27 protein-coding genes and 1 pseudogene are annotated in these 26,759 nt (G+C 64.8%); 13 read left to right on the forward strand and 15 right to left on the reverse strand.

Features of this window, described 5'->3' with window-relative positions; translation table 11 throughout:
* On the forward strand, positions 1–1,440 hold the full coding sequence (locus tag JFU57_RS11590; protein ID WP_201129349.1) for an N-acyl-D-amino-acid deacylase family protein: 1,440 nt from the start codon (positions 1–3) through the stop codon (positions 1,438–1,440).
* Here JFU57_RS11590 and gliR read toward each other — a convergent pair.
* Complete coding sequence (gliR, locus tag JFU57_RS11595; RefSeq protein ID WP_201129351.1) at positions 1,437–2,468, reverse strand: AraC family transcriptional regulator GliR; 1,032 nt, start codon at positions 2,466–2,468, stop codon at positions 1,437–1,439. The two genes, JFU57_RS11590 and gliR, sit on opposite strands and share 4 nt — an antisense overlap.
* A 540-nt stretch (positions 2,469–3,008) precedes the next feature.
* Between gliR and JFU57_RS11600 the strand changes: the two genes are divergently transcribed.
* Positions 3,009–3,401 (forward strand): DUF3077 domain-containing protein, encoded by a 393-nt coding sequence (locus JFU57_RS11600; RefSeq protein ID WP_201129353.1) that lies wholly within the window; start codon positions 3,009–3,011, stop codon positions 3,399–3,401.
* Positions 3,402–3,494: 93 nt separating this feature from the next.
* On the opposite strand, the gene JFU57_RS33640 is transcribed toward JFU57_RS11600, so the two are convergent.
* Positions 3,495–4,358: a methyl-accepting chemotaxis protein gene (locus JFU57_RS33640; protein WP_443217305.1), complete on the reverse strand. Its 864-nt coding sequence runs from the start codon at positions 4,356–4,358 to the stop codon at positions 3,495–3,497.
* A gap of 42 nt (positions 4,359–4,400) precedes the next feature.
* Positions 4,401–5,414, reverse strand: a pseudogene (locus JFU57_RS33645) (methyl-accepting chemotaxis protein); the annotation flags it as partial.
* Positions 5,415–5,776: 362 nt separating this feature from the next.
* On the opposite strand from JFU57_RS33645, the gene pmrG reads away from it, so the two are divergent.
* Positions 5,777–6,457 (forward strand): lipopolysaccharide core heptose(II)-phosphate phosphatase PmrG, encoded by a 681-nt coding sequence (gene pmrG / locus JFU57_RS11610; protein ID WP_201129355.1) that lies wholly within the window; start codon positions 5,777–5,779, stop codon positions 6,455–6,457.
* 81 nt (positions 6,458–6,538) lie between these two features.
* Here pmrG and JFU57_RS11615 read toward each other — a convergent pair whose 3' ends face one another.
* From JFU57_RS11615 to JFU57_RS11625, 3 genes are all read right to left on the reverse strand, one after another.
* On the reverse strand, positions 6,539–7,993 hold the full coding sequence (locus JFU57_RS11615; protein ID WP_201129356.1) for an ArnT family glycosyltransferase: 1,455 nt from the start codon (positions 7,991–7,993) through the stop codon (positions 6,539–6,541).
* A 111-nt stretch (positions 7,994–8,104) separates the two neighbouring features.
* Positions 8,105–8,449: a hypothetical protein gene (locus tag JFU57_RS11620; protein WP_201129357.1), complete on the reverse strand. Its 345-nt coding sequence runs from the start codon at positions 8,447–8,449 to the stop codon at positions 8,105–8,107.
* A 4-nt stretch (positions 8,450–8,453) separates the two neighbouring features.
* Entirely contained in the window at positions 8,454–8,903 is a 450-nt protein-coding gene (locus JFU57_RS11625) for a hypothetical protein (RefSeq protein WP_201129358.1), read from the reverse strand.
* 296 nt (positions 8,904–9,199) lie between these two features.
* Here JFU57_RS11625 and JFU57_RS11630 point away from each other — a divergent pair, with 296 nt between their 5' ends.
* Positions 9,200–9,517: a hypothetical protein gene (locus JFU57_RS11630; RefSeq protein WP_020299973.1), complete on the forward strand. Its 318-nt coding sequence runs from the start codon at positions 9,200–9,202 to the stop codon at positions 9,515–9,517.
* 83 nt (positions 9,518–9,600) lie between these two features.
* Here the strand turns inward: JFU57_RS11630 and JFU57_RS11635 are convergent, their stop codons facing one another.
* Positions 9,601–10,383 carry an AraC family transcriptional regulator gene (locus JFU57_RS11635; protein ID WP_201129359.1) on the reverse strand — a complete coding sequence of 261 codons (783 nt, stop codon included), beginning with the start codon at positions 10,381–10,383 and terminating at the stop codon, positions 9,601–9,603.
* Positions 10,384–10,500: 117 nt separating this feature from the next.
* Here JFU57_RS11635 and JFU57_RS11640 point away from each other — a divergent pair, with 117 nt between their 5' ends.
* Entirely contained in the window at positions 10,501–11,385 is an 885-nt protein-coding gene (locus JFU57_RS11640) for an EamA family transporter (RefSeq protein WP_201129361.1), read from the forward strand.
* 2 nt (positions 11,386–11,387) lie between these two features.
* Here the strand turns inward: JFU57_RS11640 and JFU57_RS11645 are convergent, their stop codons facing one another.
* Positions 11,388–11,996 carry a TetR/AcrR family transcriptional regulator gene (locus JFU57_RS11645; protein WP_201129363.1) on the reverse strand — a complete coding sequence of 203 codons (609 nt, stop codon included), beginning with the start codon at positions 11,994–11,996 and terminating at the stop codon, positions 11,388–11,390.
* A gap of 139 nt (positions 11,997–12,135) precedes the next feature.
* Here JFU57_RS11645 and JFU57_RS11650 point away from each other — a divergent pair, with 139 nt between their 5' ends.
* A complete protein-coding gene (locus JFU57_RS11650; protein ID WP_078469719.1) occupies positions 12,136–13,203 on the forward strand; it encodes a sugar phosphate isomerase/epimerase family protein in 1,068 nt (355 codons plus the stop codon).
* 11 nt (positions 13,204–13,214) lie between these two features.
* A complete protein-coding gene (locus tag JFU57_RS11655) occupies positions 13,215–14,096 on the forward strand; it encodes an alpha/beta fold hydrolase (protein WP_201129365.1) in 882 nt (293 codons plus the stop codon).
* A 57-nt stretch (positions 14,097–14,153) separates the two neighbouring features.
* Here the strand turns inward: JFU57_RS11655 and JFU57_RS11660 are convergent, their stop codons facing one another.
* The gene (locus JFU57_RS11660) at positions 14,154–14,636 is read right to left on the reverse strand and encodes a hypothetical protein (protein WP_201129367.1); all 483 of its coding nucleotides are present in this window, start codon (positions 14,634–14,636) and stop codon (positions 14,154–14,156) included.
* Between the two features lie 177 nt (positions 14,637–14,813).
* On the opposite strand from JFU57_RS11660, the gene JFU57_RS11665 reads away from it, so the two are divergent.
* From JFU57_RS11665 to JFU57_RS11685, 5 genes are all read left to right on the forward strand, one after another.
* Positions 14,814–15,521, forward strand: coding sequence for an AzlC family ABC transporter permease (locus tag JFU57_RS11665; protein ID WP_201129369.1), 708 nt, complete (start codon positions 14,814–14,816; stop codon positions 15,519–15,521).
* Complete coding sequence (locus tag JFU57_RS11670) at positions 15,518–15,826, forward strand: hypothetical protein (protein WP_201129371.1); 309 nt, start codon at positions 15,518–15,520, stop codon at positions 15,824–15,826. The genes JFU57_RS11665 and JFU57_RS11670 overlap by 4 nt, the downstream gene beginning before the upstream one ends.
* Positions 15,827–16,062: 236 nt before the next feature.
* On the forward strand, positions 16,063–17,703 hold the full coding sequence (locus JFU57_RS11675; protein ID WP_201129373.1) for a glycosyltransferase family 39 protein: 1,641 nt from the start codon (positions 16,063–16,065) through the stop codon (positions 17,701–17,703).
* Positions 17,704–17,783: 80 nt separating this feature from the next.
* A complete protein-coding gene (locus tag JFU57_RS11680; RefSeq protein WP_201129376.1) occupies positions 17,784–18,245 on the forward strand; it encodes a GNAT family N-acetyltransferase in 462 nt (153 codons plus the stop codon).
* 63 nt (positions 18,246–18,308) lie between these two features.
* Complete coding sequence (locus JFU57_RS11685) at positions 18,309–19,337, forward strand: hypothetical protein (protein ID WP_201129378.1); 1,029 nt, start codon at positions 18,309–18,311, stop codon at positions 19,335–19,337.
* 9 nt (positions 19,338–19,346) lie between these two features.
* On the opposite strand, the gene JFU57_RS11690 is transcribed toward JFU57_RS11685, so the two are convergent.
* From JFU57_RS11690 to JFU57_RS11705, 4 genes are all read right to left on the reverse strand, one after another.
* A complete protein-coding gene (locus JFU57_RS11690) occupies positions 19,347–19,925 on the reverse strand; it encodes an SMI1/KNR4 family protein (protein ID WP_201129380.1) in 579 nt (192 codons plus the stop codon).
* A gap of 26 nt (positions 19,926–19,951) precedes the next feature.
* Complete coding sequence (locus JFU57_RS11695; protein WP_242487541.1) at positions 19,952–20,419, reverse strand: hypothetical protein; 468 nt, start codon at positions 20,417–20,419, stop codon at positions 19,952–19,954.
* Between the two features lie 32 nt (positions 20,420–20,451).
* Positions 20,452–21,219 (reverse strand): hypothetical protein, encoded by a 768-nt coding sequence (locus JFU57_RS11700; protein WP_201129382.1) that lies wholly within the window; start codon positions 21,217–21,219, stop codon positions 20,452–20,454.
* An 80-nt stretch (positions 21,220–21,299) separates the two neighbouring features.
* Positions 21,300–22,979 carry a M24 family metallopeptidase gene (locus JFU57_RS11705; RefSeq protein WP_201129384.1) on the reverse strand — a complete coding sequence of 560 codons (1,680 nt, stop codon included), beginning with the start codon at positions 22,977–22,979 and terminating at the stop codon, positions 21,300–21,302.
* Positions 22,980–23,055: 76 nt separating this feature from the next.
* Between JFU57_RS11705 and pdxR the strand changes: the two genes are divergently transcribed.
* Entirely contained in the window at positions 23,056–24,543 is a 1,488-nt protein-coding gene (pdxR, locus tag JFU57_RS11710; protein ID WP_201129387.1) for a MocR-like pyridoxine biosynthesis transcription factor PdxR, read from the forward strand.
* A 60-nt stretch (positions 24,544–24,603) separates the two neighbouring features.
* Here the strand turns inward: pdxR and JFU57_RS11715 are convergent, their stop codons facing one another.
* Together JFU57_RS11715 and JFU57_RS11720 are read right to left on the reverse strand one after the other, a co-directional pair.
* Positions 24,604–25,035 carry a hypothetical protein gene (locus JFU57_RS11715; RefSeq protein ID WP_020299956.1) on the reverse strand — a complete coding sequence of 144 codons (432 nt, stop codon included), beginning with the start codon at positions 25,033–25,035 and terminating at the stop codon, positions 24,604–24,606.
* Between the two features lie 77 nt (positions 25,036–25,112).
* Positions 25,113–26,750: a phytoene desaturase family protein gene (locus JFU57_RS11720; protein WP_201129389.1), complete on the reverse strand. Its 1,638-nt coding sequence runs from the start codon at positions 26,748–26,750 to the stop codon at positions 25,113–25,115.
* Positions 26,751–26,759: the final 9 nt, after the last annotated feature.

Below are 26,759 nucleotides of genomic sequence, written 5' to 3' on the forward strand. Positions count from 1 at the left end.
ATGCACTACGACACATTGATCCGCAACGCCCTGATCATCGACGGCAGCAACCGTCCCGGCTACCTGGCCGACGTGGCCCTGAGCGAGGGCCGCATCCAGCGCATTGGCGACCTGCAGGGCGCGCAAGCCAACCAACAGATCGACGCCGGCGGACGCGTGCTGGCGCCGGGCTTTATCGACGTGCACACCCATGACGACACGGTGGTGATCCGCCAGCCGCAGATGCTGCCCAAACTCAGCCAGGGCGTGACCACGGTGATTGTCGGCAACTGTGGCATCAGTGCCGCGCCGGTCAGCCTGCGCAGCGATCCGCCGGACCCGATGAACCTGCTGGGCGCGCGCGGGGCCTTTGTCTACCCGCGTTTCAGCGATTACCGGGCGGCGGTGGACGCGGCGGTTCCGGCGGTGAATGTGGCGGCGCTGGTGGGGCATACGGCGCTGCGCAGCAACCATCTGGCTGACCTGCAACGCACCGCCAGCCCCTCGGAAATTGCCGCCATGCGCGAGCAACTGCGGGACAGCCTGGCGAGCGGTGCCCTGGGCCTGTCCACCGGCCTGGCCTACGCCAGTGCGTTTTGCGCCGAGACCGATGAAGTGCAGCAACTGGCCGAAGAACTCAGCGCCTCTGGCGCTCTGTACACCACCCATTTGCGCAGCGAATTCGCGCCGGTGCTGGAGGCCATGGACGAAGCCTTACAGATCGGCCGTCACGCCCGGGCCCCGGTGATCATTTCCCACCTCAAGTGCGCCGGCGCCGGAAACTGGGGGCGCAGCCCGCAGCTGTTGGCGTCCCTGGAGCGGGCAGCACTGACCCAATCGGTGGCCTGCGATTGCTATCCCTATGCCGCCAGCTCCTCGACCCTGGACCTTAAGCAAGTCACCGATGCCCATCGCATCACCATCACCTGGTCGACCCCGCACCCGGAAATGGGTGGCCGCGACCTGCTGGACATCGCCGCTGAATGGGCTTGCCCGCTGCTCGACGCCGCGCGTCGCCTGCAACCGGCGGGGGCGGTGTACTACGGCATGGACGAGGCCGATGTGCAGCGCATCCTGGCCCATCCACTGTCGATGATCGGCTCCGACGGCCTGCCGGAAGACCCGTTTCCCCACCCACGCTTGTGGGGCGCTTTCCCCCGGGTGCTCGGGCATTTCAGTCGCGACCTGGGCTTGTTCCCGCTGCACACCGCCGTGCACAAAATGACCGGGTTGTCGGCGGCGCGTTTCGGCCTGGAGCAGCGCGGCGAGATCCGCGAAGGCCACTGGGCCGACCTGGTGCTGTTCGACCCGGCCCGGGTGCGCGACGTCGCCGACTTCAAGGACCCGCAGCGCGCGGCCGAGGGCATCGACGAGGTCTGGGTCAATGGTCTGCGCAGCTATGCCGCCGGCCAGGCCAACGGTCAGCGCGCCGGGCGTTTCTTGCCGCGCAAAGGCAGTTAGTGCCGGCCTGAATGGGGGGCGCGATGGCTGTGGCGGTACTCGCCGGGGGGCATGCCGCTGCGACTTTTGAAGGTGCGGTGGAATGAGCGCTGATCGGAGAAACCCAGGTAGTGGGCGATGTCCTGGATCGGCAGATCGCTGTGCAGCAGGTAGTGCTCGGCCAGTTCCTGGCGCAGGTCATCGAGGATCTGCTGGTAGGAGGTGCCGGCCTGTTGCAGTTGGCGCTGCAGGGTGCGCACCGACATCGCCAGTTGTTCGGCCACCTGCTCCTTGCGCGGCAAGCCCTGCTTGAGCAACTGGCGCAGGGCGTTTTTGACTTGCAGCGGCAAGGCTGCATCTTCCAGCGACGCCATCAGGCCCAGGGCATGCTCTTCCAGGGTGCGCAGCAACTGCGGGTCGGCCTGGCGCAGTGGCAATTGCAGGTATTCCATGGGCGCCAGCAGGGCCGAGCAGCGTTGCTCGAACAGCACCGGGCAGCCAAAGAAATTTTCGTACTGTTCGCGCCGGGCGTTGTCCGGCAGCGGGTGCTCGAACCACACGGCGCTGGGCGAGAGCGGGGTGTCGGCGATCCAGCGCGCATACAGCAGCCAGGAGGCCAGCACATCCTCCACCATGTGCCGTCGGGTTTCGGCGCGCTGATGGCGGCAACTCCAGATCAGCCGCACCTGGCCATCGACCACCTCGGCGCGGCTGACCCCCATGTCGCCCACCAGTTTTTCAAAGGGCATGATGCGGTTCATCGCCTCGCCCAGGGTCGCGCAGTTCATGGTGATGTAGCCCAGCACGCTCCACGAGTTGGGCAGGACGAACCGCGCCGAATGCAGGCCGAACAAGGGGTCGCCGGAGTGGGCGCAGAAGTAGTCGAGCAGGCGTTCGTGAACCTCCACCGGCAGGCGCAGGCTGTTGTCGCTCAACTGCCCGGCCTCCAGGCCGGCAGCGGCCAATGCCGGAGCGATCGGGAGGCCCAATTGTTCGGCATGGCGCAGGTATTTGAGCAGCGGCGGGACCGAGGTGTAGCCAAGGGTCATGGCGAGGCGTCCTGGCGGCGAGTCCTTCACGTGGCGTGCTGCAAGGTAATTTGAAACCCACGACAAAGTAAATGGCCATCCCCAACCCCAACCCCGACCCCGACCCCGACCCCAACCCTGTAGCCGTTGCCGAAGGTTCGGGCCGTGTTCGGACGTCAGTTCGGAAGGACTGTGTTGGCGCAGCGATAAGTTCGACTGGCTAATGCGGTTTTTCTCTTTGATTTGTAGGGCTTTTCCGAGAGAATCGGCCGGTTACATTTCAGCTGTTTCACTGTCTTGCGCCTTCTGAATGTCCGGGCCTAGTCTTCGCCCGTCGCTGCCTATTCAGCGACCGGGTCTGCAAGCCCGAACAAGCAAGAAGCGCTAAGCGTCCACGCTGACTCACTGAGTTTTCAGTTCGATTTATGGTGGCTACGTGTGGGAGACCTTCGGGTCTGCCGGGCTTGCTTCTTCTTCCCGGTCTTGCAGACCTGCACGTAGCCGCCACCCATCATCTGCAAGTGATGCTGGCGGCCTTCATCCAAGAAGGAGCTGTGTGCCATGAAGAAGATCGTTCCCGATCCACCTTTCCCGCAACCCAGTCGTGAGCTGATCAGCGCACTGGAAGTGCCCAATAAAACCCTACTCCAGGCTCTGCAATGCAGCGATGCCACGCCGCCGTTGCATCACACCTTGAATGTCACGGGAGCCACGACCTTTGGTTGCCTCGACGGTGAAGGACGGCCGCTGTTCGCCGTACGCCAGGGGGTGAACGCCGAAGAAGCGCTGCTGCATGTCTCGCTGTTGCTCAAGTGCGCCGAGGAAACCGCCGATGAGATCACCAGCGCCAGCGGTATCGAGCGCGGTTTGATCTGGTCGATGATCCATTCCGTGGAAATGGCCAGGGCCGTGGTCGATGCCTTGCTCGACGGTGCACCGCGCCCGGTGAGTTGAGGCCTGGGTGAGTTCCCGCCCGTGGAGGGCGAGGATGCAGCGGCTACGGGTGTTCGCCCTTGCAGCGGGGGCTGCAGGGGCGATGGGGGAGGGTCAGACGCGGAAGTGGCTGACCATCATTTGCAGCTGGTTGCCCAGGCGTGCCAGTTCGACGCTGGAAGCGGCGGTTTCGTCGCTGGCGGCGGCGGTCTGTTCGGAGACGTCGCGCACGTTGATGATGCTGCGGCTGATCTCTTCGGCCACGGCGCTCTGCTGTTCGGCAGCGGCGGCGATCTGCTGGTTCATCGACTGGATGTTGGACACCGTGCGGGTGATGTTTTCCAGGGACACGCCGGCCTTGCGGGTCAGTTCGACGCTGCTGTCGGTCAGGCTGCGGCTGTTGTTCATCACATTGGCCACTTGCTGGGTGCCGTTCTGCAGGCCGGCCACCAGGGCTTCGATTTCCTCGGTGGATTTTTGCGTGCGTTGCGCCAGGGCCCGCACTTCGTCGGCGACCACGGCAAAACCACGGCCGGCTTCTCCGGCGCGCGCAGCTTCGATAGCGGCGTTGAGGGCCAGCAGGTTGGTCTGTTCGGCCACGGCCTTGATCACGTCCATGACGCTGCCGATCTTGTCGCTTTCCTGTTGCAGCACGCTCATGGCGTCGGTGGAGCGCACCACTTCGCTGGCCAGGCGTTCGATCTGGGTGATGGCTTCGGCCACCACTTTGTCGCCCTGGCGGGCTTCACCGTCGGCGGCGGCTGCGGCCAGGGACGCCTGTTCGGCGTTGCGTGCGACTTCCTGCACGGTGGCGGTCATTTCATGCATGGCGGTCGCGACCTGGTCGGTCTCGATTTTCTGGCTGTTGACCCCGGCGCTGGTTTCTTCGGTCACGGCCGACAGTTCTTCGGCGGCGCTGGCGATCTGGGTCACGCCGTCACGGATGCCGCTGATCAGCTCGCGCAGGGTCACGCCCATGCGGGCAATGCCTTGTTGCAGCACGCCGAGTTCGTCGCGGCGAGTGACGCGCACATCCTGGGTCAGGTCGCCGGAGGCGATGCGTTCCACCACAGCCAGGGTTTCGCGCAACGGGCGGGTGATCTGGCGGGTAATGATCACCGCGGCCAGGACCCCAACCAGCAGGGCGAGCAGGGTGCTGATCAACTGCAGGCTGCGGGCCTGGGCGCTTTCGACATCACGACGGTCGAGCTGGATCTGGTACAGCTCGTCGCTGCGGGCAACGATGTCGGTGCCTTGATCGGTCATTTCCTTGCGTGCTTGAACCGCATCGCTGAACGCCGCCTTGAACGCTTGCAGCGAGGTGCGATAGGCACTCAGCGCGGCTTCCAGTTGGCGCAGGGCGTCCTGCTGGGTGCTGCTGAAGTGGGTGTTGAGCTGGGCCAGTTCGCCGATGGCGTTGTTGAGCTGGGCCACGGCTTTCTGTTCGGTTTCCGGGTTGCTGTTGGCGGTGTAGCCGCGCACTTCATAGCGCGCCAGCATAAAGGCTTCCTTGGCCTTGGTGATGGCCTGGAACTGCTCGAAGCGCTCGTCGCTCAACGGCATTTGCTGCACCCGGGTGTTGATCGCGTTGATCAGGCCGTTGGCGGTTTCGGCGTTGTTGCTCATGGCCTCGCGCGCGGTGTTGCCGGTGCGGTAGGCGCTGCGCATTTTGTTCAGCGAAGCCTGATAGGCGCTGATGGTCGCGCTCTGCTCCTTGAGCAGCTTGAGGTTGTCCGGGCTCTTGAAGCTGTTGAGCAGTTTCTGCTGCTGGGCGACGAAGGCATCGAGGGTGGCCTGCACGCTCTGCGCGGCGGTTTCGTCGCCATTGGTCAGCATGTATTGCAGGCGTGATACCCGCAGCTTGGTCAGGCCGGCATTGAGCTGGGTGATGTCGCTCATCCAGTTACTGCGGTCGATCAGGCTGCCCAGACTGGTCCAGCCGGTCAGGGCGAGGATGGTGGTCAGGGCCAGGACCAGGCCAAACCCCAGGCCGAGCTTAAGGTTGACACTGATGTTGGCAAACCAGCTATTCATTCAATTCCTCCAGGAACGTTGCGCTTCTTTATCGTTAGGTAGCCGGAAGATTGTTGTTTTTGGTGGCCAGCAAGGTGTGTTCGTAGGGGGATATCGGCGGCAAATGCGATTGCTAAAACGTTTTTGTCGGGATTAGCGCAATAGGCGGATGGTCGGGGTTGTCGGGGGGCTCGGCTGCGGGTTGAGACTTTTTTCACATCCATTTCACCGCCGGCCTACGCCGGGCTGCTTAGAGTCTTGGCGTCACTCGGCGCTTGCCCGCCGGTTGACGGCGCCGTTGAGCGTTCAATTGTCATCCGGGCCAGGTAGCGTCTGTGCTGGCTGCTGGTAGTCCCGGTCATTGTCAGAGAGGCAGCTTGCACGTGGAATCAAGACTCGGTTTTGCCCTGACCCGACGCGTGCCGGATTTCGGCCGCGTGGCGCGTTTCAAAAACGCCGCCGTGGTGTTGCTGGCTGCGCTGCTGGTGCTGCCGCTGACCCTGTGGCTGCTCAAGCCGATGGCGGTGCCGGACCTGGCCCATGGCAATGGGGCGGGACTCAAGGCGCTGAATGCGGGCTGGGCCAGTGGCCAGATGATCGTCCTGGTGCGCCATGTGGAGCGCTGCGATCACTCCAGGGCCGCGTGCCTGGGAGCGGCCGACGGCATTACCGATCGTTCCCGCGATGTGGCAGTCGGGGTCGGGGCGCAGTTCGAACACCTGGGCCTGGACCGTGCCGACATCTACCACAGCCCGCTGACCCGTGCGGTGCAGACGGCGGGCTATATGTTCAGCGACGCCGGCAGCGGCGAGGACTGGCTGTTCAACTGCAAGAACACCATGTTGCGCGATGCCCTGGCGCACAAGGTGCCGGGGCGCAATCTGATTCTGGTGACCCACAGCGAATGCATGGCGCAGTTGGAGAAAGACCTGAAGCTGCCGGTTTCCAGCTTTGGTTATGGCGCCTCGCTGTTTGTCTCCAGTGCGAGCCTGGAGGCCGCGCCGAAGATGCTTGGCTTTATTGAGGCCAGCGACTGGCGTTCGTTGGGGCTGGACCGCCGCTGAACCGGGCGGGCTTTCAACCGGGCCCTGCGCGAGATAAAAAAACGGCACCTGATCGGGGTGCCGTTTTTTTTGCCGTTGACCTCAGTGGCTGACGAAATAGTAAGCCTGGCGCCCGACTTTCATGCTTTTGACCACCCGCAGCGGAGCCTGGGGTTCCTGCTCGGCGGCCATCAGCGCCACATGTTGCGGCGAGGCCGCGAGGAAAGCGTGCAACTGGGCCTCGGTCTGCAGGTCCGGCAACTGGCTTTGGGTGTAGAACACGCTGGCACCGCCGACCCGCTCATTAGCTTGATAGATCCCGACCTGGTGCTGGTCAGCCTGCAGCGCCTGCACCTGATTCATCAGCGGCAGAAACGACAGCGTGCGGTCGGCCCGGGGCGCGGCCCACTGGGCGGTGGCCAGATAGCTGCACACCACCAGCGTCATGATGCCCACTGCCAGGCCACGACGGTGCTGGCCCAGTTTGCCCAGCCAGCTGCCCGTGCCGGCCTGCCGGCCCAGGCGCTGATATAGCACGGCGGCGTATTCGGCGGCCAGGACCGCGGCGGCTGGCGTCAGCGACATCAGGTACACCGTGCGCTTGCTCGACGCCAGGCACAGCAGGGTGAACTGGGCCACCAGCCACAGGCTGAAGAACAGCCGGTAGCGGTTCTCCATCAGGCTTTTGCGAAAGTGCCACAGGCCCAGGTAGACCAGGATGTTCCACGGCAGAAAGGCCTGGGGCAGCTTGGCCAGGTAGTAGTAGAACGGCTCGTAATGCCCGGCTTCCTCGAAGGAGCCGTCGAAGCGCCCGACGCTGTTGGTCCACAGCACCTCGCCCAAGGCTTGCAGGCCGCCGCGCTGATACAGCAGGTAGAGCCAGATCAGCAGCGGGATCAGGCCCAGCAGGGTAAACAGCGCCGGGCGCAGCCAGTGGCTCGGGGCCAAGCGTTTTGCCAGCAGGCTGTCGGCGACCAGGTAGGCAAAGATCACCACCCCGGGCATCGCCAGGCCCAGCACCCCCTTGCTCAGGGTGGCAATGGCGATCCCGACGGCGAACAGCAGCCAGGCCAGCAGCGCCGGTTGCTGATCGGCCGCGCGGCGCTGAGCCTGGAAGAACGCCAGCAGCGCCAGGGTCACGCCCAGGCTGAGCAAGGCGTCTTCGCCCACGCCGCGTACGTTGCTCCAGTAACTGGCCATGGTCGCCAGCATCGCCGCCGCGACCCAGGCCACCGTTGTCGGCCGGCCAAAACGGCGCAGCATGGCGTACAGCAGCAGCACACTGAACAGACCGGCAAAGGCCGAGGCCAGGCGCACGGCCCAAGGGGTGCCGCCGAAGACGCGGATGGCGCCGGCGTCGAGCCACAGGCTCAGCGGCGGTTTTTCCAGGAAGGGCTGGCCGAACAGGCGCGGGGTGACCCAGTCGTTATCCAGGTGCATTTGCATGGCGATCCCGGCGACCCGGGCTTCGGTGGAGCCTTGCAACTGATGATTGCCCAGGGCGAAAAAGAACAGCAGGCCGGCAAGCAGGAAGAGCAGCGGGGCGGGTCGCGACATGAGCTTGGGGCCACCAGTAGAGGATTGATCGAAGTGCCGCGAGGCAATCGACGAAGTATACGGGGCCAATTCTTAACAATTCGTGAACGGCGGGCGCGATGCTCGCGGGCTTCAGCCTTGCGGCCGCCAATACGCCGCCGCGTGCTGGGCGAACAGCTCGGCGTAGGGCGGCTCGCTGATTCCCAGGACCGTGACTTCCATGGCGTCTTCCCCGCAGTCGGCGGAAAAGTCCTGGATGTAGACACCCGCGCAGACCAGCGCTTGGCCCTGGTGCAGCACGCTCAGGTGCAGGTCGCTCTGATCGCTTTCGGCCCGGGCGCGGATCAGCGCTTGCACCTGGGCATAGGCCGGCGCCGGGATAAACAGGCCGAACGCCACGCCCATGGGCGGGTCGCCGGACTCCAGTTCGGACCAGCCGATCAGCTGTGCGTGATGCCAGACTTCAAAGCGCGGCATGGCCTCAGTCCTCCTCCTGAAACCAGGCGCAGGCGATGCGCCCGGGGGCCAGGGCCAGTACGCCGCTGTCGCAGGTGCAGTCGCTGACAGCAGTCCAGTTGACCTCGCCGCCGGGGTTGTCCGGGGTCTTGATCAGCGGGCCGTTGGTATAGAAGGCGGCGCCGGGGGCGGCAAGATGGGCCATCAGTTCGGCGGCGAAGTGCTGGGCCTGGGCCCTGGGCATGAGTTTCAGGCGGTGGACCATGTCGCGCCGCAACAGCCAGACCAGCACCTGCTCGGCCTCTTCGGCACTGATTGCGCGATAGATGCCGGGGTCGTCGAGCAGTCCGAAGCGGCGGGCGGCGTCTTCCACCGACCCGGACTCCCAGGCCTGGATGCCCATGATGGAGTTGCCGACATCGCGCAGGTCGAGAATCTGGTGTTCCAAGGCATCGAGGGAGCGGGCAACAGGCATTTCAGGTTTCCGGGCAAATCGCGATAGTCTCTGCCAGCGAGGCTGGAGGCGCAGGGCAGTGATGCTAGCGCACTCGGGCCTCGTTGCGCTGTATCAACCCCCTTTGCAACACCCGAGAAGGAGATGGACATGTTCAGGTTCCTCACGATTACTGAGCCGCCGCAAACCCCCGCGCATTGCCATGGAGGCTCCGTCAACGGAGCCATAGCTGCCTGGGAGCTGAAAAATCTGGCTCTCAATGCAAAGGGGTTTGTCTCATGTCCAAAGAGTTACTCGGAGTTTCTGCTGTAGGGTTGATGGTGCTGGGCGAGTTCTGCGCCATCTACAGTGAAGTGGTCGCCGCGCGCCTGGCGCATACCGGCAACACCACCTGGGCCGACCTGGCATTGCCGGTGTTGATCATGTGCTTTGCCGGTATCTGCCTGATTGGCGCGTACTGGCTGGGGTATGTCGCGGTCGGTGATATCTGGCTGATTACCGTGGTCTCCGTCACCTCGTTGCTGCTTCTGGAGCCGCTGGTGATCTGGGCGATCTTCCATGAGCAGCCGGGGCGTGGCGCCTTGATCGGGTTCTGCCTCGGGGCCCTGGGCATGCTCTCGGCGGTATTCCTGTAGAACGCTGCGCTGGGCGCAGCCACTCGCCTCTGGTCCGGCAGGCAATCTGCCGGGCCAGGATGTTCAGGCCCCCGGGCCTGGACTCACACAGCCTGTTTGGGAAAGTAGCGACTGGGCGCATCCCCCAGCACTCGACGAAACACACTGCTGAAGGCGCTCGGGCTGCTATAGCCCAGGTCGGTCGCGACCCGGGTGATGGCCTCGCCCTCGCCCAGGCGCGCCACGGCCGCCAACAGGCAGGCCTGCTGACGCCATTCGACAAAACTGATGCCGGTCTCCTGGCGAAACAGGCGGGTGAACGTGCGCCGGCTCATGTTCACCTCGCGCGCCATGCAGTCGATGCCGATTTCCAGGGACGGCTGGGCCAGCAAGCGCTGGCAGGCTTTTGCCAGGCGCGGTTCATCGGGCAGCGGCGCGTTCAGCGACAGCGGCGCCATGGCGGCTATTTCATGCAGCAGCAAGGTCATCAAGTGCCCGTCGTGGCTGTCTTCGGCGTAGAGCGCGGGAATGTTCATGGCCCGCAGCAGCAACTGGCGCAGCAACTCGGACACACCGAACACCTGGCACCGCGCGGGCAGCTTGAGCGCGGTGGCGGCGGGGGTGCGGATGTAGGTGTTGAGCATGGTCACCGGGCCGCTCATCTGCATTTCATGGGGCACGCCGGCGGGCACCCAGACTGCCCGTTGCGGCGGCACCACCCAGTTGCCGGCATCGGTGAACAGGGTGATCACGCCACTGGCGGCCAGGGCGAATTGGCCGCGTTGGTGACTGTGGCGGGGGAAGAGCTGGCCGGCGTAGTAGTCGCTGGCGGTGACCACGGCGTCGCGTGGGGTGTTTTCGTAAGGATCGATATCTATCTGGCGCATGGCCCGAATTTAATGATCAATGGCCTGGCATTGCAAGCGGGCCATGGCCCGGGCTAGTCATAGTGGCGTCTTCGCCGGCGCGTCTCTGCGCGGGCCTTTGTGCTGGAACGCGAGCTGATGCAGAAGCGACACTTGATCCTGGCCGTGCTGGTGACAGCGCTCTGGGGCTTTAATTTTCCGATCACCAAGCTTGGCCTGGCCAACCTCGACCCGCTGCTGCTCACGGGCCTGCGCTTTACCCTGGCGGCCCTGCCCTGGGTGTTTTTTATCCGCAGGCCCCAGGTCGCCATCGGTTGGCTGGCGGCGTATGGCGTGATCTTCGGGGTGGCGATGTGGGCCTTGATCAACCTCGGGATCAAGCTGGGCGTGGCGCCGGGCACCGCCGCGCTGCTGATCCAGTTCAGCGCCTTTTTTACCCTGGGCTGGGGGGTGTTGCTGTTTGGCGAACGCTTGAGCCGAGGGCAGGTGCTCGGGCTGGTGCTGGCGGCGCTGGGGTTGCTGTGCATCCTGCAAGGCAGCCCGGGGCAGGGCACGTCACTGGGCTACGGGCTGTTGTTGATCAGCGCCCTGAGCTGGAGCCTGGGCAACGTGATCATCAAGCGCTCCGGGGTCCGCGAGATCTTTGCCTTTGTGGTCTGGTCGAGCCTGTTTGCGCCGCTGCCGCTGTTTGCGCTGACCTGGCTGAGCCAGGGTTCGGCGCCTTTTGTGAACCTGGCGAGTGGGCTGGATCAACGCACCCTGTGGTCCCTAGCGTTCCAGGTCTATGGCGCCACGCACTTCTGCTACTGGGGCTGGAACCTGTTGCTGCGCGAGTACCCGGTGTCGCGGGTGGCGCCCTTGTCGTTGCTGATCCCGGTGTTCGGCGTGCTGGGCTCGGTGCTGCTGCTGGGGCATCAGGTCGATGCCCGGGAGGCGCTGGCCATGGTGTTGATTCTGTCGGCGCTGGCTGTGGGCCTGATCAAGGGCCGGCGCCCGCCCCAGGAGCCTTGTGCAACCCGATAGGCTTACGCCGGATCGGTGCCGGCCGCGGCATCGAACACTGCCAAGGCCATGGGCAGGGTGGCCAGCAGCCGTGGTTTTTCGATGCCGTCCCGAGCCTGCACCGACAACCCGTGCAGCAGGGTGGCGTAGCAGTCGCCCAGGGCTTGCACCGAGGTCTGGCGCGGCAGTTCGCCGGACTCCACGGCCCGTTCCAGGCGCTGGATGATCGAGCGGGTGCGGTCGCGCCGATGCCCGGCCAGCCACTCGCGGATGCTGTCGTTATCCAGGGTGCAGTTGGTCGCCGATGACACCACCATGCAACCCAGGGGCCCGTCGGGACGGGTGTATAGCTCGATGGCGTCGCGCAGCATGCGCTCGATGGCCCCGCGCGCCGTGGGCTCTTCGCTCAGGGCCTGGTCGGCAAAGGCGCCTTCAGCGTTCTCGTACAGGGCAATGGCTTCGCGAAACAGCGCTTCCTTGGAGCCGAAGGCGGCGTAGATGCGGGCCGAGGCAATGCCCAGGGCCTGCACCAGGTCGGCCATGGACGTGGCTTCAAAACCGCGCTGCCAAAACACATCGCGGGCCTGGCGCAAGGCCTGGTCTCGATCGAACTCCCGGGGTCTGCCGGCCATGCTGTGGATGCCTCGCCTGAATGAAGGGTGTGTGCGGCGTGCATTATTGATCGATCGACAAAAAAATCAAGCCCGCGTATTGACGGGGTCCTGGCGCTGCCTCTATTGTTTGTCGACCGACAAATAATTGGAGTGCCCGATGAAAACCCTTAAAGGACCGAGCCTGCACCTGGCTCAATTCAGTGACGCCGCGGCGCCGTTCGACAGCCTGCCGTCGATTGCCGCCTGGGCCGCCGGCATGGGCTTCAAGGCCTTGCAGTTGCCGGCCTGGGATGAGCGTCTGTTCGACGTCAGCCTGGCCGCGCAAAGCCAGGATTACTGCGATGAAATCAGCGGTGTGGTGGCCGAGCACGGGCTGGTGATCAGTGAGCTGACCACCCACCTGTTCGGCCAGTTGGTGGCCGTGCACCCGGCCTATGACAGCCTGTGCGACGGCTTTGCCCCGGCCCGGCTCAAGGGCAATTCGGCGGGCAAGACCCAATGGGCACTGGAGCGTTTGCAGATGTCGGCCAAGGCCTCGCGGCGTCTGGGCCTGACAGAAATGGGCAGCTTCTCCGGCTCCCTGGCCTGGCCGTATTTCTTTCCGTTTCCGCAGCGCCCCGAAGGCCTGATCGATTCGGCGTTTGCCGAGCTGGCCAAGCGCTGGCTGCCGATCCTCGATGCCTGTGACGAGCAGGGGGTCAACCTGTGCTACGAGATCCACCCTGGCGAAGACCTGCACGACGGCGTGACCTTCGAGATGTTCCTGGCGCGGGTGGGCAATCACCCTCGCTGCAAGATGCTGTTCGACCCCAGCCACTTCGTGTTGCAGCAGCTCAATTACCTGGACTACCTGGACATCTACCACGAGTTCATCGGCATGTTTCACGTCAAGGACGCCGAGTTCAATCCCACCGGACGCCAGGGTGTGTACGGCGGTTATCAGGGCTGGGCTGATCGTGCCGGGCGCTTCCGCTCCCTGGGCGATGGCCAGGTCGACTTCAAGGGGATTTTTTCCAAGCTGGCCCTGTATGACTACGACGGCTGGGCGGCGCTGGAGTGGGAATGCTGCCTCAAGGATCAGCAGCAGGGGGCTCGCGAGGGTGTGGCCTTTATCAACCAGCACATCATTCAGGTGACCGACAAGGTGTTCGACGACTTCGCCGGAGCCCCGGTGGATCAGGCCCAGATCAATCAACTACTCGGCATTGCGCCGGTCGCGGCATAAGGATGATGAGCATGAATAACGCTGAACAATCGGCCGTTGCCGGACATGAGCCGCACCACGGTTATGAGCGTATCGACGGCCTGCGCCTGCACTACGTGACGCAAGGCCAGGGTCGGCCGGTGCTGTTGATACCGGGCTGGCCGCAGACCTGGTTCACCTGGCGCCACGTGATGCAGGCGTTGGCCGAGCAGGGCTACCAGGCGATTGCGGTGGACCTGCCGGGCATGGGCCTGTCGGATAAACCCCGGGACGGCTACGACACCGGCACCAGTGCCGGGCGCCTGCATGCCTTGATGCAGGCGCTGGGGCACGAGCGTTATTCGGTCCTGGGCCATGACGTGGGCATGTGGATCGCCTACGCCCTGGCCAGCGACCAACCGCAGGCGGTGGAAAAACTGGTGCTCACCGAAGCCGTGATTCCGGGGCTGGCCCCGGCGCCGTCGATCTTCGCCCCGCCGGAGCTGAATATTTTCCTCTGGCACTTCATGTTCAACCAGTTGCAGGACTTGCCCGAGGTGCTGATCACCGGCCGCGAGGCGCAGTACCTGGCCTACATGTTCGAGAAGTGGTCTTTCCGCCAGGACCGGGTGGCGGTGGACACCTACGTCAAGGCCTACTCGGCGCCGGGCGGCTTGAGTGGCGGCTTTGGTTATTACCGGGCGATTCCGCAAACCATCCGCCAGAACCAGCTGCGGGCGGCGACCCCACTGGCCATGCCGGTGCTGGCGATTGGCGCGCAGCACGCCACCGACAATGCGCCGCTGGAGACCTTGCAGGGCAATGCCCTGGATCTGCGGGGCGCCATCGTCGCCGATTGCGGGCACTTCATTACCGAGGAGGCGCCTGAAGCGTTCATCGCCCTGGTGCTGCCGTTCCTGTCCGAGCAGAACTGACAGCGCCATCGCTGGTAAACCAGCTCCTGCAGCTCAATGGCAAGCACGCACCCCTGATCAGTGCAGGTGCCGGCCGCTGCGCCACCAGAATATCGCCCCCAGCAAGGTCCCCGAGGTGCCGAACAGCGGCGCCAGGGGCCAGCAGCGCTCCAGGGTGCTGGGGGATACCTGCTTTTCGGCTGGATCGGTATAGAAATCCGGATCCAACTGCATCACCAGGGGAATGGTGGGCAGCGCACTCAGGGCGCCGCACAGCAGGTAGATCGCGATATGGCGCCAGGTAAAGCGCTGGGCCAGCCAGAAGAACAGGGCGCAGGGCAGGGCCGCGACGGTGCCGACCACCATGACGCTCAAACACCCGATCGCCAGGCTAAAAGACATCACCGACGGCAGGCTGCTCCACAGCGTGGGGCTGCCACCAAGCATCAGCAAGCCGAACGACAGGGCCACAAACAGGGACAGCGCCGCGACGCCGACCAGGTAGGTGATAAACCAGTCAATGGCGCGCACGGTACGAATGGGGGTGGAGGTTCGGAACATGGGGAAGCGGACCGTTGAGGGCTGATGAGCGCACAAGGCTATCGATAGCGGGCGCGGCACACTGTGGAGTTTGTGTGGTTTTCCTGTGGTGAATCGGGGCTGACGCCAGCCCGCACAATCGTACAAGACCCTGTTGCCTGAGCCTTGCATGCTGCCCGCCGGATATCGGAGGTGGTTATGCAAGGCAGTGAGTTGGAATGGACACCGGGCCGCTCGAGTGTCTGGCGCCGGGTGGCACCGACGGCGCTGGCCATCGTGCCGGTCAGTCTGCTGTTCGGGGTGCTGGCGGGGCGTGCGGATTGGTCCCTGCTGGAGGTGGCCTTGATCGGCGTGCTGGGGTTCTCCGGCAGTGGGCAATTTGCGGTGCTGCCCCTGGAGCAGTCCGGGGCGGGCTTTTTCACCATGCTGCTGGTCACCGCCTCGATCAACAGCCGCTACCTGCCGATTGCCTTTACCACCGCGGGCCGCTTGCCCCGGCCCTGGGGGCGCAAGGTGCTGGCCGCACACATGCTCGGCGATGAAGCCTACGCCACCGAACGGGACCAGGACGGGCCCGGGGCGGTGCTGTTGATTCGGGCCACGATCTTTCTCACCTGGGCCGCCGCCGGGGTCCTGGGTGCGCTGCTCGGCCAACTGCTGCCGGCGCAGTGGGTCGGCGCCGAGGTCAACCTGGGCTACCCGGCCAGCGTGGTGCTGATGTATTTGTCGATTTCCCAGCTGCGTGGCCGCCTGCTGCAAGTGCGTGAGCGCTGGCTGCCGATGCTCGGTGCGCTGACGTTGTGCGTGCTGTGCGCCTGGGGGCTGATCCAGTGGCTGGGGCCGGTGTATTTCTGGATCCCCAGTGTGCTGCTGGCCACCCTGATCCTGACCTGGGCCACGCTATGAACCCCTCGACGCTGATGGCCATTGCCGCACTGTTCACCGCCAGTTGCCTGGTGCGGATCGTTCCGGCGCTGGTCCGGGTGCCCTTGCCCGGCAGCCTGCAACGCTGCCTGGAACGGGTGCTGCCGGTGGCGGTGTTTATCAATTTTGCGCTGTACATCGCCTACAGCGAGATCAGCCGCGCCCCCCTCGCCGCCAGCCTGTCTATGCTGCTGGTGGCAGGCCTGGCGCTGCTCACGGGTTGCGGGTTGATCAGTACCGCAGTGATCGGCACCGCCGCCTACGCGCTGCTGCTTCATCTGTATTGAAATCACTGTGGCGAGGGAGCTTGCTCCCGCTCGGCCGCGCAGCGGTTGTAATGGCGTGTTCGCGGCGCGTCATTGGGAGTGTGCCGTTCGTCATCGGGCAAGCTCTTCAGCACAACAAATGCGGGGTTTGCGGACGGCCGCCCGGATTTTTCAACGCCCGTTCAGGAGGCGTTCAGGGGCTGCCCCGGCACCATGGCCACGCCCATTGAGCGGCGAATCAACCTGACGGGTCAGCGATGGATCACAACACTAGGTATCGCGTCGAATCGTTCTGCATCCTGCTACTGGCCCTGGTGCTGTTCACCCTGGGGATCTGGGACCAGCAGCCCCAGGGGTTCGATGGACGCTGGGCGCTGTTCCTTCAGGAAATGTTCCGCCACGGCCCCAGCCTGTTCCCCACCACCTACGGCCAGCCGTACCCGGATTACCCGGGCACCGCGACCTTGTTCAGTTGGCTGTGGGCCCAGCTGTTCGGTGCGCCCAACCACTTGGCCAATGTCTTGCCCACGGCCATCGCCTCGGCCGGGGTGCTGGCGCTGTTGTATCGCCTGCTCGCGCCCCATGGCCGGGCCTGGGCATTGCTGGCGGTGTTGCTCACGGCGCTGACCACCCAGTTGCTGGAGAAGTCACGTTCGGTCTGCCTCGACCAGATGGTCTCCCTGCTGTGCCTGGGGGCCTTCTACCTGTTGCACAGCGGCGAGCAGATCGGCTCGCGCTGGCGGCGCCTTGGCGTGTTGCCGTTGCTGGTGCTGGCGTTCGTCATTCGCGGCCCGTTGGGGCTGATCGAAGTCTGCGGCGTGGCCTGTACCTATTGCCTGCTGGGCCCGCTGCGTTCGCGCGCCGAGCGATTGCTGGTGCTCAAGCGGGTACTGGCCTATGGCGTGCTCGGGCTGGTGCTGCTGGCGGGCTGCTGGTGGGGGTTGATGCACCTGGCGCGCCTCAGCGGCGGCCAGGCGTTTGCCGATCAGGTGTTCAACATGCAGGTCAGCGGTCGCCTCGATGAAAGCGGCGAGCCGTTCTTTTTCTACTTCCAGCTCAGCCTGTATCGCTACTTCCCGGTGGTGCCCCTGGCCCTGGCGACGCTGTTTGCCCTGCGCCGGCAGTGGCACCTGCGGCATGCCCAGGGCGATCTGCAATTGGTGATGCGCCTGGGGGCATGCGGCCTGATGCTTCTGCTGGGGCTATCGGTGCCGCACTTCAAGCGTGCCTATTACATCCTGCCCATGGTGCCGATGTTCGCGGCGGTGGCCGCTTACGGCCTGCTCAACGCCCAGGGCTGGATGCTCAAGGTACGAGGCGCCTACACCTGGCTGGTGGCGGTGTTGCCGGCGTTGTGCATCCTGGTGCTGTTTGTTTGTCGGCACAGTTGGCACAAGCACGGTTATTGGCCGCCGGTGTCCCTGCCGCTGCTGGTGGGGACGTTTGTGCTTCTGCAACTGCTGGCCATCCAGGGCTGGCGCACCACGCGCCAGGCCCTGGGACGCCGCCTGGTGCTGCTCAGCCTGATCGCGCTGGCGGCGCAATGGTGGCTGTTGATCAAGGTGGTGGAGCCGGCCAAGGACCTGCAGTTCGACACCCGGGGTTTTGTCGATCAGGTCGAAGGGTTGCGCGCCGCCAATCCGGGGCCGCTGGTGTTTTTCAACCTCGGCCAGGACACCTGGGCCGTGCGCTACATGATGAACCTGGATCACGACGAGCAGCCGCTGTTTATCGCCAAGGCCCAGCGTGCACAACTGGACGCCCTGCCACGCGGGGCCTGGGTAATCGTGGCGCGCAAGGATCGGGCGCTGTTGCAGGGCAGCGTGCTGGAGCCATCCACCCCGGCCTTTGAAGGGCGCCTGAACGACAGCCCGTGTCTGGTGTTCCAGATGCCATAAGCCTTGGGCACTGTACGAAAACTACCTGCGCTTGGATTATGCTGAGCAGTCAAGTGTGCGGTTTCATAGCGGGAGAAGTTATGCCGTGTCTGATTCGATTGGCCCGTGACAGCGATGCACCTGGAGTCAGCCAGGTGATTCTTGCAGCGTTGCTCGGCAGCAATGCCCAGGACTATCCGCCCAGTGTCATCGCCCGGGTCCAGCAGAGTTTCACTCCGGCCGCGGTGGCCGAACTGATGAAGAAGCGCCAGATGTTCGTGGCCTTGATCGGCGGCGTCCCGGTCGGCACCGCCAGCCTCGACGGGCGCGCCGTGCGCTCGGTCTTCGTCGACCCTAGGATGCACAAGCGCGGCATCGGGCGGCACCTGATGTTCGTGGTCGAGCGCGCGGCCCGCGAGGCCGGGGTGACGGTGCTGGCAGTACCGTCATCGTTGACCGCCCAGGCCTTCTACGCGCGGCTTGGCTACCAGGTGGTGCGCGAGATCGAGGACGACGGCGAGCGCACCATTGTCATGGAACGCGAGCTGTCGCTTGAGCCGTGAACGCGGGGCGAGTTGTGTGGCCGAAGCCTGTATTCTTTTCGCGCCACTGACGAAGGACCGCACATGCCCAACAACCGACTGTATGACGTAACCCACCTCGACCTGGAACCTCGGGTTCGCGCCCTGCTGGATGACGACCAACTGGACCAGGTCATCGTGCAGTTCTACCGCTCCGATCAGTACGACGCCGCGCTGCTGACCCAACTGGATGCGCTGTGCAAAGAGTACGGTGGGCGGATCAACGTCCGTTTTTACTCCCATTACCCGAATGATGCGTTCGACTGCGCCAACCTGCGCCTGCTGCCCCATGTCTGCTCGTTGACCCTGGACTGCGAAGAGACCCGCGGCGACCTTGGCGCGCTGGCGGGCCTGGCCGCGCTGACGGAGTTCGGGCTGCAAATCCGCATCGGCAATACGCCCGATATCCTCGGCTTGCCCAACCTGGGCCAACTGCAGGAGCTGCATGTCTCCCAGGACAAAGGCCCGCCGCTGGACCTGGCGCCGATTGCCTGCATGCCCGGGCTGAAGACCCTTTCAATCAGCGCGCAAAGCCACAACCTGCGGGTGCTGGCCGAGCATGCGGGGATCACCCGGCTGGCCTTGCACCGGTTGCCGGCCAAGACCTCGCTGGAGATGGTCAGCCCGATGCGCGGCCTGCGGCAATTGTCGGTGAGTTTTGGCAGCCGCGAGGCCATGCCGGAGTTGCACCACCAGCAACTCGACAGCCTGGAAGTTCTGCGGGTGCGGGGGCTGGCCGAGCTGGACCTGGGGCGCTTCGCGGCACTGAAAAAACTCTACGTGGCCGATCAGGCGCAGCTCTCGCAGCTGGCGTTGGAGCGGGCGCCGCTGCTTGAGCAACTGCACCTGGACAACCTCACAGGCCTGACCGGGCTTACGGGGCTGGCCGCCTCCCGGTTGACCCAGTTGCGCCTGATCAAGACCCCGGGGCTGGACCTGCTGGCGCTGATCCAGCAGCCCCTGCCACCGGCCCTGAGCAGCCTGGCGCTGTGGACCGGCAAGCGCAAGATCGATGCCCTGATCGACGCCGAGCAGCAGCGCCTGGGGTTGGCGAAGGCGCGTGGGGTGTTCTGAGGTTGCCTGCTAGACCTCGCAGAGCATGCCGTCCGTGAGGCCGAAAGTGCCGTTGGCCAACCCCCTGGCGACATGCTCGATCAGCCCCTCGACCCCGGGCGCTACCAGGCTGCGATAGGTCTCGTCATGGAAGTAGGCGAGCACTTGCCCGGGCTGCCCGCCGGGTGCCGGGTCAAGGTCGACGCACAGATAATCGCCGCCGCCATTGGCCATGATCGGCAGCCATTGCGGCCACCACCAGGTCGGGCGAATACCGGCATCCACCTGCATCGGCTCGTGGTCGGGGTCTTCTTCGTTGACCCCGCCCGGGAAGAACTCGTTGAGGAAGGCCGCGCGATCCACCACCTCGCTCAAGGGCATCCAGGCAAAGGCATCCAGCAGCGTGGCGGCGCCTTCGGTCTGGCCGTCGGCGATGGCATAAAGCGCGCGCAGCATGGGCGGCAGGGGCAGCCCGAGCTGGCGTTCAGCCTCGGCCATCTCTGCCTCTGATGCGCCGGGCCGGAACATCGGCGGCAGGTCTGGCGCGTGTTGCGCAACCCAATGGGCGATGGCGGCCAGGGTCTGGGCGTGGGAGTGGGTAGCGCTCATGGGGTCAGCCTCAAAGGGGAGTGCACTCAGGTTTCTGGTTGATCGTCTTCCTGGCAGAACTGGGCAAAATCAACGCAGTCCTTGGGCACTGATGGATGGACCTGGACGTCCTCCAGCAGTTGCGCAAAACGCGCCCGTGAAATCAGGCCCAGGGCGTCACGCTCGGCGTCTTCGAGCTGCATTGTGCGGCTCAGCCAACCGAGGACCTGGCAGCTGGGTTGGCGCGCCAGGGACGCCAGCAGCGCCCCTTCATAGGCCGCAATGGCCTGGGCTTCGATCAGCATCCCGAACGGTCCGGGGCCGCCGTAATCCAGTTCCGGATAGGTTTCGACCAAGGCCAGGATCTGCTCCAGTACCTGCGGGTAGTCATGCAGGCGCAGGGCGTCGAGGTGCAGGTAGGCACAGTCGATGACGATCCATTTATCGCCCTGGGCGCGTGATTGTTCGGCGGCCTCGGCCAGGGTGGTGAAAATCGAATTCAAGGCTGTGTTCATGTTCAATCGCCTAGCGGTTGAAAAGGGTAGGGTCAGGCTATCGCCGCGACAAACACCGGGAGGATATGGCGCGTCGCCTCGGGCGTGTGGATCTGCCTCGGCAGTTCGTGCCAGTCGGCATACAGGCGCTGGGCGATGTCTTCGACCTGCTCGGTGCGCCGGGTCTTGCGCCCGAAGGGCAGGCGGCCGTGGCTTTGCGAGACCAGGCTGAAGCGCAGCTGGCGCACCTGGGCGTCGTGCCAGCAGTAGAACAGCATCGCGCTTCGGCCCAGGCTGGCGCGGCGGGCTTCGAGGATGGCATTGATAAAGCCACCGATGCCGGCCACGGTGATGCCCGGGGTCTGCTCGTCGGTGGGCGAAAACCGCCACAGGTTGCTCTGGGCTTCGTGGTTGATGTGCTCCGGATCGATCACCACCTCATCATCCCGGGCCAGGTCGAGCCACTGTTGCAGCACTTCGGCCCCGTCCAGCCGGTAGTAGTCGGTGCGGATGCGGGCCATGGCGTGGGCCACGGGCTCGGGGTTCCAGGCGGTGATTTCTTCCTGAAGGCGTGTATTCCACAGGCAGATGACGTCGATATCAGGGTCCAGCTGCACCGCGAACGCCGAAGGCCCGGTGCCGCAAACGGCCCAGACATCCGGCAGTTCACCGTTGCGGAAAAACCGCACCTGGCCTGTCAGTGAGGGGAAGTGCCGATACAGCTCGGCAAACAACGTTTCACCGAAGCCGCTGTAGCGAGCCAGGGCCTGCTGCTCGCTTTCGGCCTGGTAAGACACTGCCGGGTTTAATAGATCGTGCATCCTGCACCGGGTGTAGATAAGGGGGCAGCAAGCTTATCAGAGGCCGAACCGACACCGGTACAGGGCGCAGCGCTCCCGGCTCACGGGGTCGGGCGGGCCTCGCCGATCAGGATGTCCTCGAAGAATGCACCGACGGCTTCGGTGGGATGGCAGAGCTGAATTTCCAGGACCCAGACCATCTCGCTCGGTACGATTTCCAGCTCGGCCAGTTTTTTATTGCCGAACAGGGCGTGGGGGAAGTCGGCGATGCGGTGCCCGGCCAGGTTTCGTTCCAGCATCCAGCCCTTCGCCGCCGCGCTGCGCTCCGCGAAATCGTAGAGCCCGCGACCGGTCAGCCCCCGCTGCCAGGCCTCGCGGGTTTCGTCGAAGACCTCATGCAAGGCCGTGACGCACGCCCGGTGCAGCGGGTGCTCGCCGAACACGAAAGTGTCGCCATAGTCGCCTTCATAGCCGTCCCACACCGGGCCGAGATCGACCACGGCGATATCGGTCGCGCGCAGCTGGCGCAGGGGGTCGATGCCCTCCCGTGGCGAGCGAATGGTGTCTTCGCCGAAGCGGATATAGGTCGGGTGCCACGTGTGGGATGCGCCCATCCGGGTCAGTTGCCGGTTGGCCATATCAATGGCTTCGGCGGTGGTCATGCCGACCCGCAGTTGGCTGGCGATCAAGGCCAGGGCGCGAACCGATTGTTCGCGGGCGGCCAGCATGCCGTCCAGGGAATAGCGCGGGCCGACCTTCTCCCACACGGGATTCAGAGGCTTGAATGTCGACACCGGGGCTGGCATGCCGTTGGGCACAAAGGCTTCCGCGACAAAACGGTGTGGCGCCAGGCCGGCAGCCAGGCATTGCGCGCGGACCTGGCTGATCATTGTGCTGTTGCCGCAGGCATAGACCTGGGCCTCTGCCCAGGGGTGCCCATGGCCGAGTGCGACCTGTTGCACCCGGGCTTGCGCCGCCAGCACCGGGTGCCAGGCAAACCCCGGGTGCTCGACGCCGGCCCGGTCGAGGAAGTCGCGGTCGTAAAAATCCGCCGGGCCTGAGCCGCCCCAGTACAGCGTCAGCCTGGCTCCCCGGGCCAGGGCATTGAGCAGGATCGGCTTGACCCCGGCATAGCCGGTGCCGGTGGCGAACAGGACGACCGGACGATCATCATCGTGCTGCCAGGTACAGGCGCCGAACGGGCCTTCCAGGGTCAGGGTCTGGCCAATCTCCAGAGTCGGCAGGATGCCCTCGGAAAACCACCCGCCGCGAACCTGGCGAATATGAAAGACCAGTCGCCCCTGATCCTCGGCCGGGAGGTTGGCGATCGAGTAACAGCGGCTGTGGTCCTCCCCCAGACGAAACTTCAGGTACTGCCCGGGCCTGACGTCAAGGGGCTCCCGGGTGCCCGGCTGCAGCACCAGTTCGATGACGTCGGTGCTCAAGGCACGAAGGCTCAGCACATGGGCGTCGATCGCCAGGGTTGGGGTGTCCAGGGACCAGCCGGGGATCTCCAGGCGCATGTCCGCGCAGGCATGGCTCTGGCACAAAAGCAGTTCATCGGCCGCCAGGGGGAAGGAGGCAGGCGCTGCATTCGCAGCCTGGGGCGTGGCGCGGTATTGCCCGCTTATCACCTTGACCTTGCACGACCCGCACGCCCCGCGGCGGCATGAGAACGGCACCGGCAAGCCGCTGGCGAGCATGGCGTCGAGCAGCAGCTCATCCCCGGCGTCAAAGGTTTTTCCCGATGGCCACACTTCAATGACATGGCGTTGGTTCATAAGGACCTCGGGTAAGTGAGGCCTGATTGTTGCGCTAGACTAGGACCATTAGAACCTCCAGATTTGGATACTTCAGATGGTCCAGATGCGTAAATGGCGCCCCTTGCTGCAACTTGAGGGGGGCGAGTCCCAGGCGTCTTACCGGCGGATTGTCGACGGCCTGGTAAAGGCCATTGTCGACGGGCGCCTGACCCCCGGGACGCTGCTGCCCGGGACACGGGAAATGGCGCAGCTGCTCGACGTCAATCGCAAGACCGTGATCCTGGCCTATGAAGAAGCCATCACCAAGGGCTGGCTGGTCAGCGAGCCGCGCCGCGGCACCTTCGTCAACGCGCAACTGGCCGCCCAACCCAGCGCCCGCAGTGCCCAGCCGTCTTTCGCCCTGGAACTGCTGGCGCACCCCGCGGTGGCGTATTTCACCCAGGGCGACCAGGTGCCGGCCTTGCAGCATCGGCCCGGCACACTGTTCATCGATAACGGTGCGTGCGACCACCGCCTGCTGCCTCAAGCCGTATTGCACCGCTACTATCGCAACGCGCTGCGCAGCAGTTTCGCCTCCAATACCGTGCGTCACGGCAGCGAGCAAACCAGCCATCACCTGCGCCGCGCGCTGGCCGACATGCTGCGCCACAATCGTGGCCTGGCCGTTGGCGCCGAGCATATCTGCCTGACCCAGGGTACCCAGATGTCGCTGTACCTGACCGCCAGTGCGCTGCTCAAACCCGGCGACGTGGTGCTGGTGGAGCGCCTGAGTTATCCACCGGCGTGGGAGATCTTTCGCAAGCTGGGGGCGCAACTGGTGACCCTGGACCTGGACAGCGAAGGCTGCCGGGTCGATCAGATTGACGCGCTGTGCCGGGTGCACAAGGTGCGGATGATCTACCTCACGCCTCATCACCAGTTTCCCACCACCGTCAGCCTGCACGCCGGACGCCGGCAACAATTGCTGGCATTGGCCAGGCGCCATGATTTTTGTGTGATCGAGGAAGACTACGACCACGAGTACCACTTTGCCGGGCGGCCATACCTGCCCCTGGCCAGCGACAGCACGCAGCGCCACGTGATCTACATCGGCTCGCTGTCCAAGGCCCTGGGGTCGACCTTCCGTTGCAGCTATGTGGTGGCGCCCACCAATGTCATCGAGGTGCTGGAGCGACATGCTGCGCTGACCCTGGGCCAGGGGGATGCGGTCATGCAGCGGATGCTCGCGGACCTGATCAATGACGGTGAACTGAAGAAGCACCTGCGCCGGGTTTCGAAGGAGTATCTGCGGCGCCGGGAAACCCTGCACAGTGGCCTGCTGGATGGGTTTGGCGAGCGGATTTCAGTTCGGGAGCCGGAAGGCGGGCTGGCGCTGTGGGTCGGTTTCGAGGCGGAAATCGATGTCGATCAACTGGTAAAAAAGGCCCTGGAATATGGCCTGGTGGTGCGCAACGGTCGCCAGTTTTCGCCGCTGGATCAACCGGAGAATGCCTTGCGCATAGGCTTTGCCTCGCTCAATCGGGAGGAAATCCGGCTGGCCACAGCGCGTCTGGTGCAGGCGGCAGCTGCCATCGCCCGCTAGGCAGTGCAGGCTCAGCCGCTGCCGAGAGCGGGCTGCAGCGCGCCGCTGCAGGACGGCGGTCTAGGCCAGTGATCCCCAGACCTGGACCAGGCCGAACAGGTGCACCAGGCCATAAACCAGGCACACCACCGAGCTGACCACCACGAAGCGCACGCTGCGCCCGGTGCCGACCAGGGTAAAGGGCCCCAACAGGCCGCGCAGCAGGTAGACCAGGGTGATCGCGCACAGTGCCGGGCGCAGCAGGGGCAGGGGCTCGATGACGCCGGCCGCGGACAGGGCATACGCCGCCCATGCGCCAAGCACCAGGGCAATACCCGCCGTGACCAGCGCCGGAAACCAGCGCCCGGCCTGGGCTGCCCGCACAAAGCGTTCGCCCGCGCCAAACAGGCGATACCAGGAAGGCCCGCCCACTATCACCCCGACATGCATCAGGGCCGCCAGCAGGCTGAGCCCGGCGCCGATCACCAGTGCCATGTTGTATTCGTTTGTCATGCCATCGCTCCTTGAGGCCCGAGGGTCACGCTGAGCCCCGAGGCGTTGCTTCACCAGGGCTCAGGGTAGCCACTTGATCAGTTGGTTGCCGCTTCGGCGCGGGTGCCGACGTCCATCACCTGGTAACGCACGTGACGCCCGCACACCGCCGCGGCCGCTTCCACACCGCCGGTCATGGCGCCAAAGATGCCGTGCCCGGTACGGGTGGAGGCGCCGCACAGGTACAGGTTGCGGATTTCGGTCTTGGCCCCCGGCCGGTTGTGCAGGAAGTACTCCGGGGTAAAGGCCAGGCCGTAGGAGGTGCCGCCTTCGGAGCCGATAAAGCGCGTCACCGAGAACGGGGTCGAGACCTCCTGATACACGATGTGCGCCGACATGTTCGGAATCACCCGCTCCGCCAGGGCAATCAGCTGGCGCGCGTAGCGGTCTTTCTTCGCCAGGTAGGCCGGGTTGGTGCGGTAGCTGCCATCGTCCAGCTCAGCCTGGGTCACGCCCCAACTGTGGGGGGTGGAGGGCACGACCGACATCAGTTGCAGGTTGTAGATGCCTGGCGGGGCGATGGCCGGGTTGTCCGGGTCTTTCATCGTCGCGTTGCCGATGAACAGATGGGGCTCGTCGGGGAACTCGCCGGCGAACACGTCGCGGTAGGCCTTCTCGTAGTCGTAGCCGGGGTAGAGGCGGTAGTTGGTGTTCTTCAGGCCCATGGCCTTGAGGTCCATGTCGATGCCCAGGTAGACCACGCCCATGGCCGGTGACATTTCGAATTGCTCGGCGCGGCGCACGGTCTGCGGCTTGAGGTGTTCACGGCCGATCAGGCCCAGCAGGGACTGCTTGAGGTCGGCATTGCAGATCACCGAGTCGGCCTTGACCACCCGCTTGCCCAGGTGCTTGTTGCTGAACTCGACGCCCACCGCGCGACCGTTCTCGATCAGGATGCGTTCGACCTTGGAGCGCAACAGGATCTTGCCGCCCTTGCGCTCGACCACTTCGCCGAGCTTGTCGGAGAACACCTGGCCGCCGCCCGAAGGGTAGTAGGAGCCCTGCAGGAAGTGGTTGACCACCGCCGCATGGCCGGCCATGGTCGCGCGGCTTGGCGGCTGGTGATAGACCCCCAGTTGCCCGGTCAGCACCGCCCGCAGGCGTTGGTTCTGGGTACAGGTGTCGAGGAACTGCTCCACTGTCGATTTGGCATGGCGCATCAGCATCCACGAACGTGGCAGCACCCACAGCGCGGTCAGCGGCCGCGAGTGGATGCCCATGAAGTCCCAGACCTGCTGCAGCATCTTGAAGTAGCGGTTGATCCCCGCCCGTTCCTCGGGAAAGGCCTCCAGCAGCTTCTCGCGAAAGCGTTCATAACCACGGGGCACCGCGAACTCGAAGGCGGGGAAGCACAGGGTCTCGAAGCCCTCCGGGTCCTGCTCGATAAATTTGATTTCGCCGTCATTGATCCCGGCGCCGCGCAGGATTCGCGGAATCAGGCCGTGCTTGCCGCAGTCCCCGATGTAGTGCAGGCCGACATCGAACTCGTAGTCCTTGCCCTTGCGGTGGAACACCGTGGCGCAGCCGCCCATTTCATAGTGCATGTCGAGCACCAGCACCTGTTTGCCGCGATTGGCCAGGGTTGCCGCCGCCGTCAGGCCACCGATGCCGGCGCCGACCACGATCACGTCAAAGGTGTCGCTCTCTAGGGTTTTGAATCGATCAAAGCTTTGCATGGGATAGGT

The organism is Pseudomonas sp. TH07 (genome assembly GCF_016651285.1).
Taxonomy (GTDB): Bacteria; Pseudomonadota; Gammaproteobacteria; order Pseudomonadales; family Pseudomonadaceae; genus Aquipseudomonas.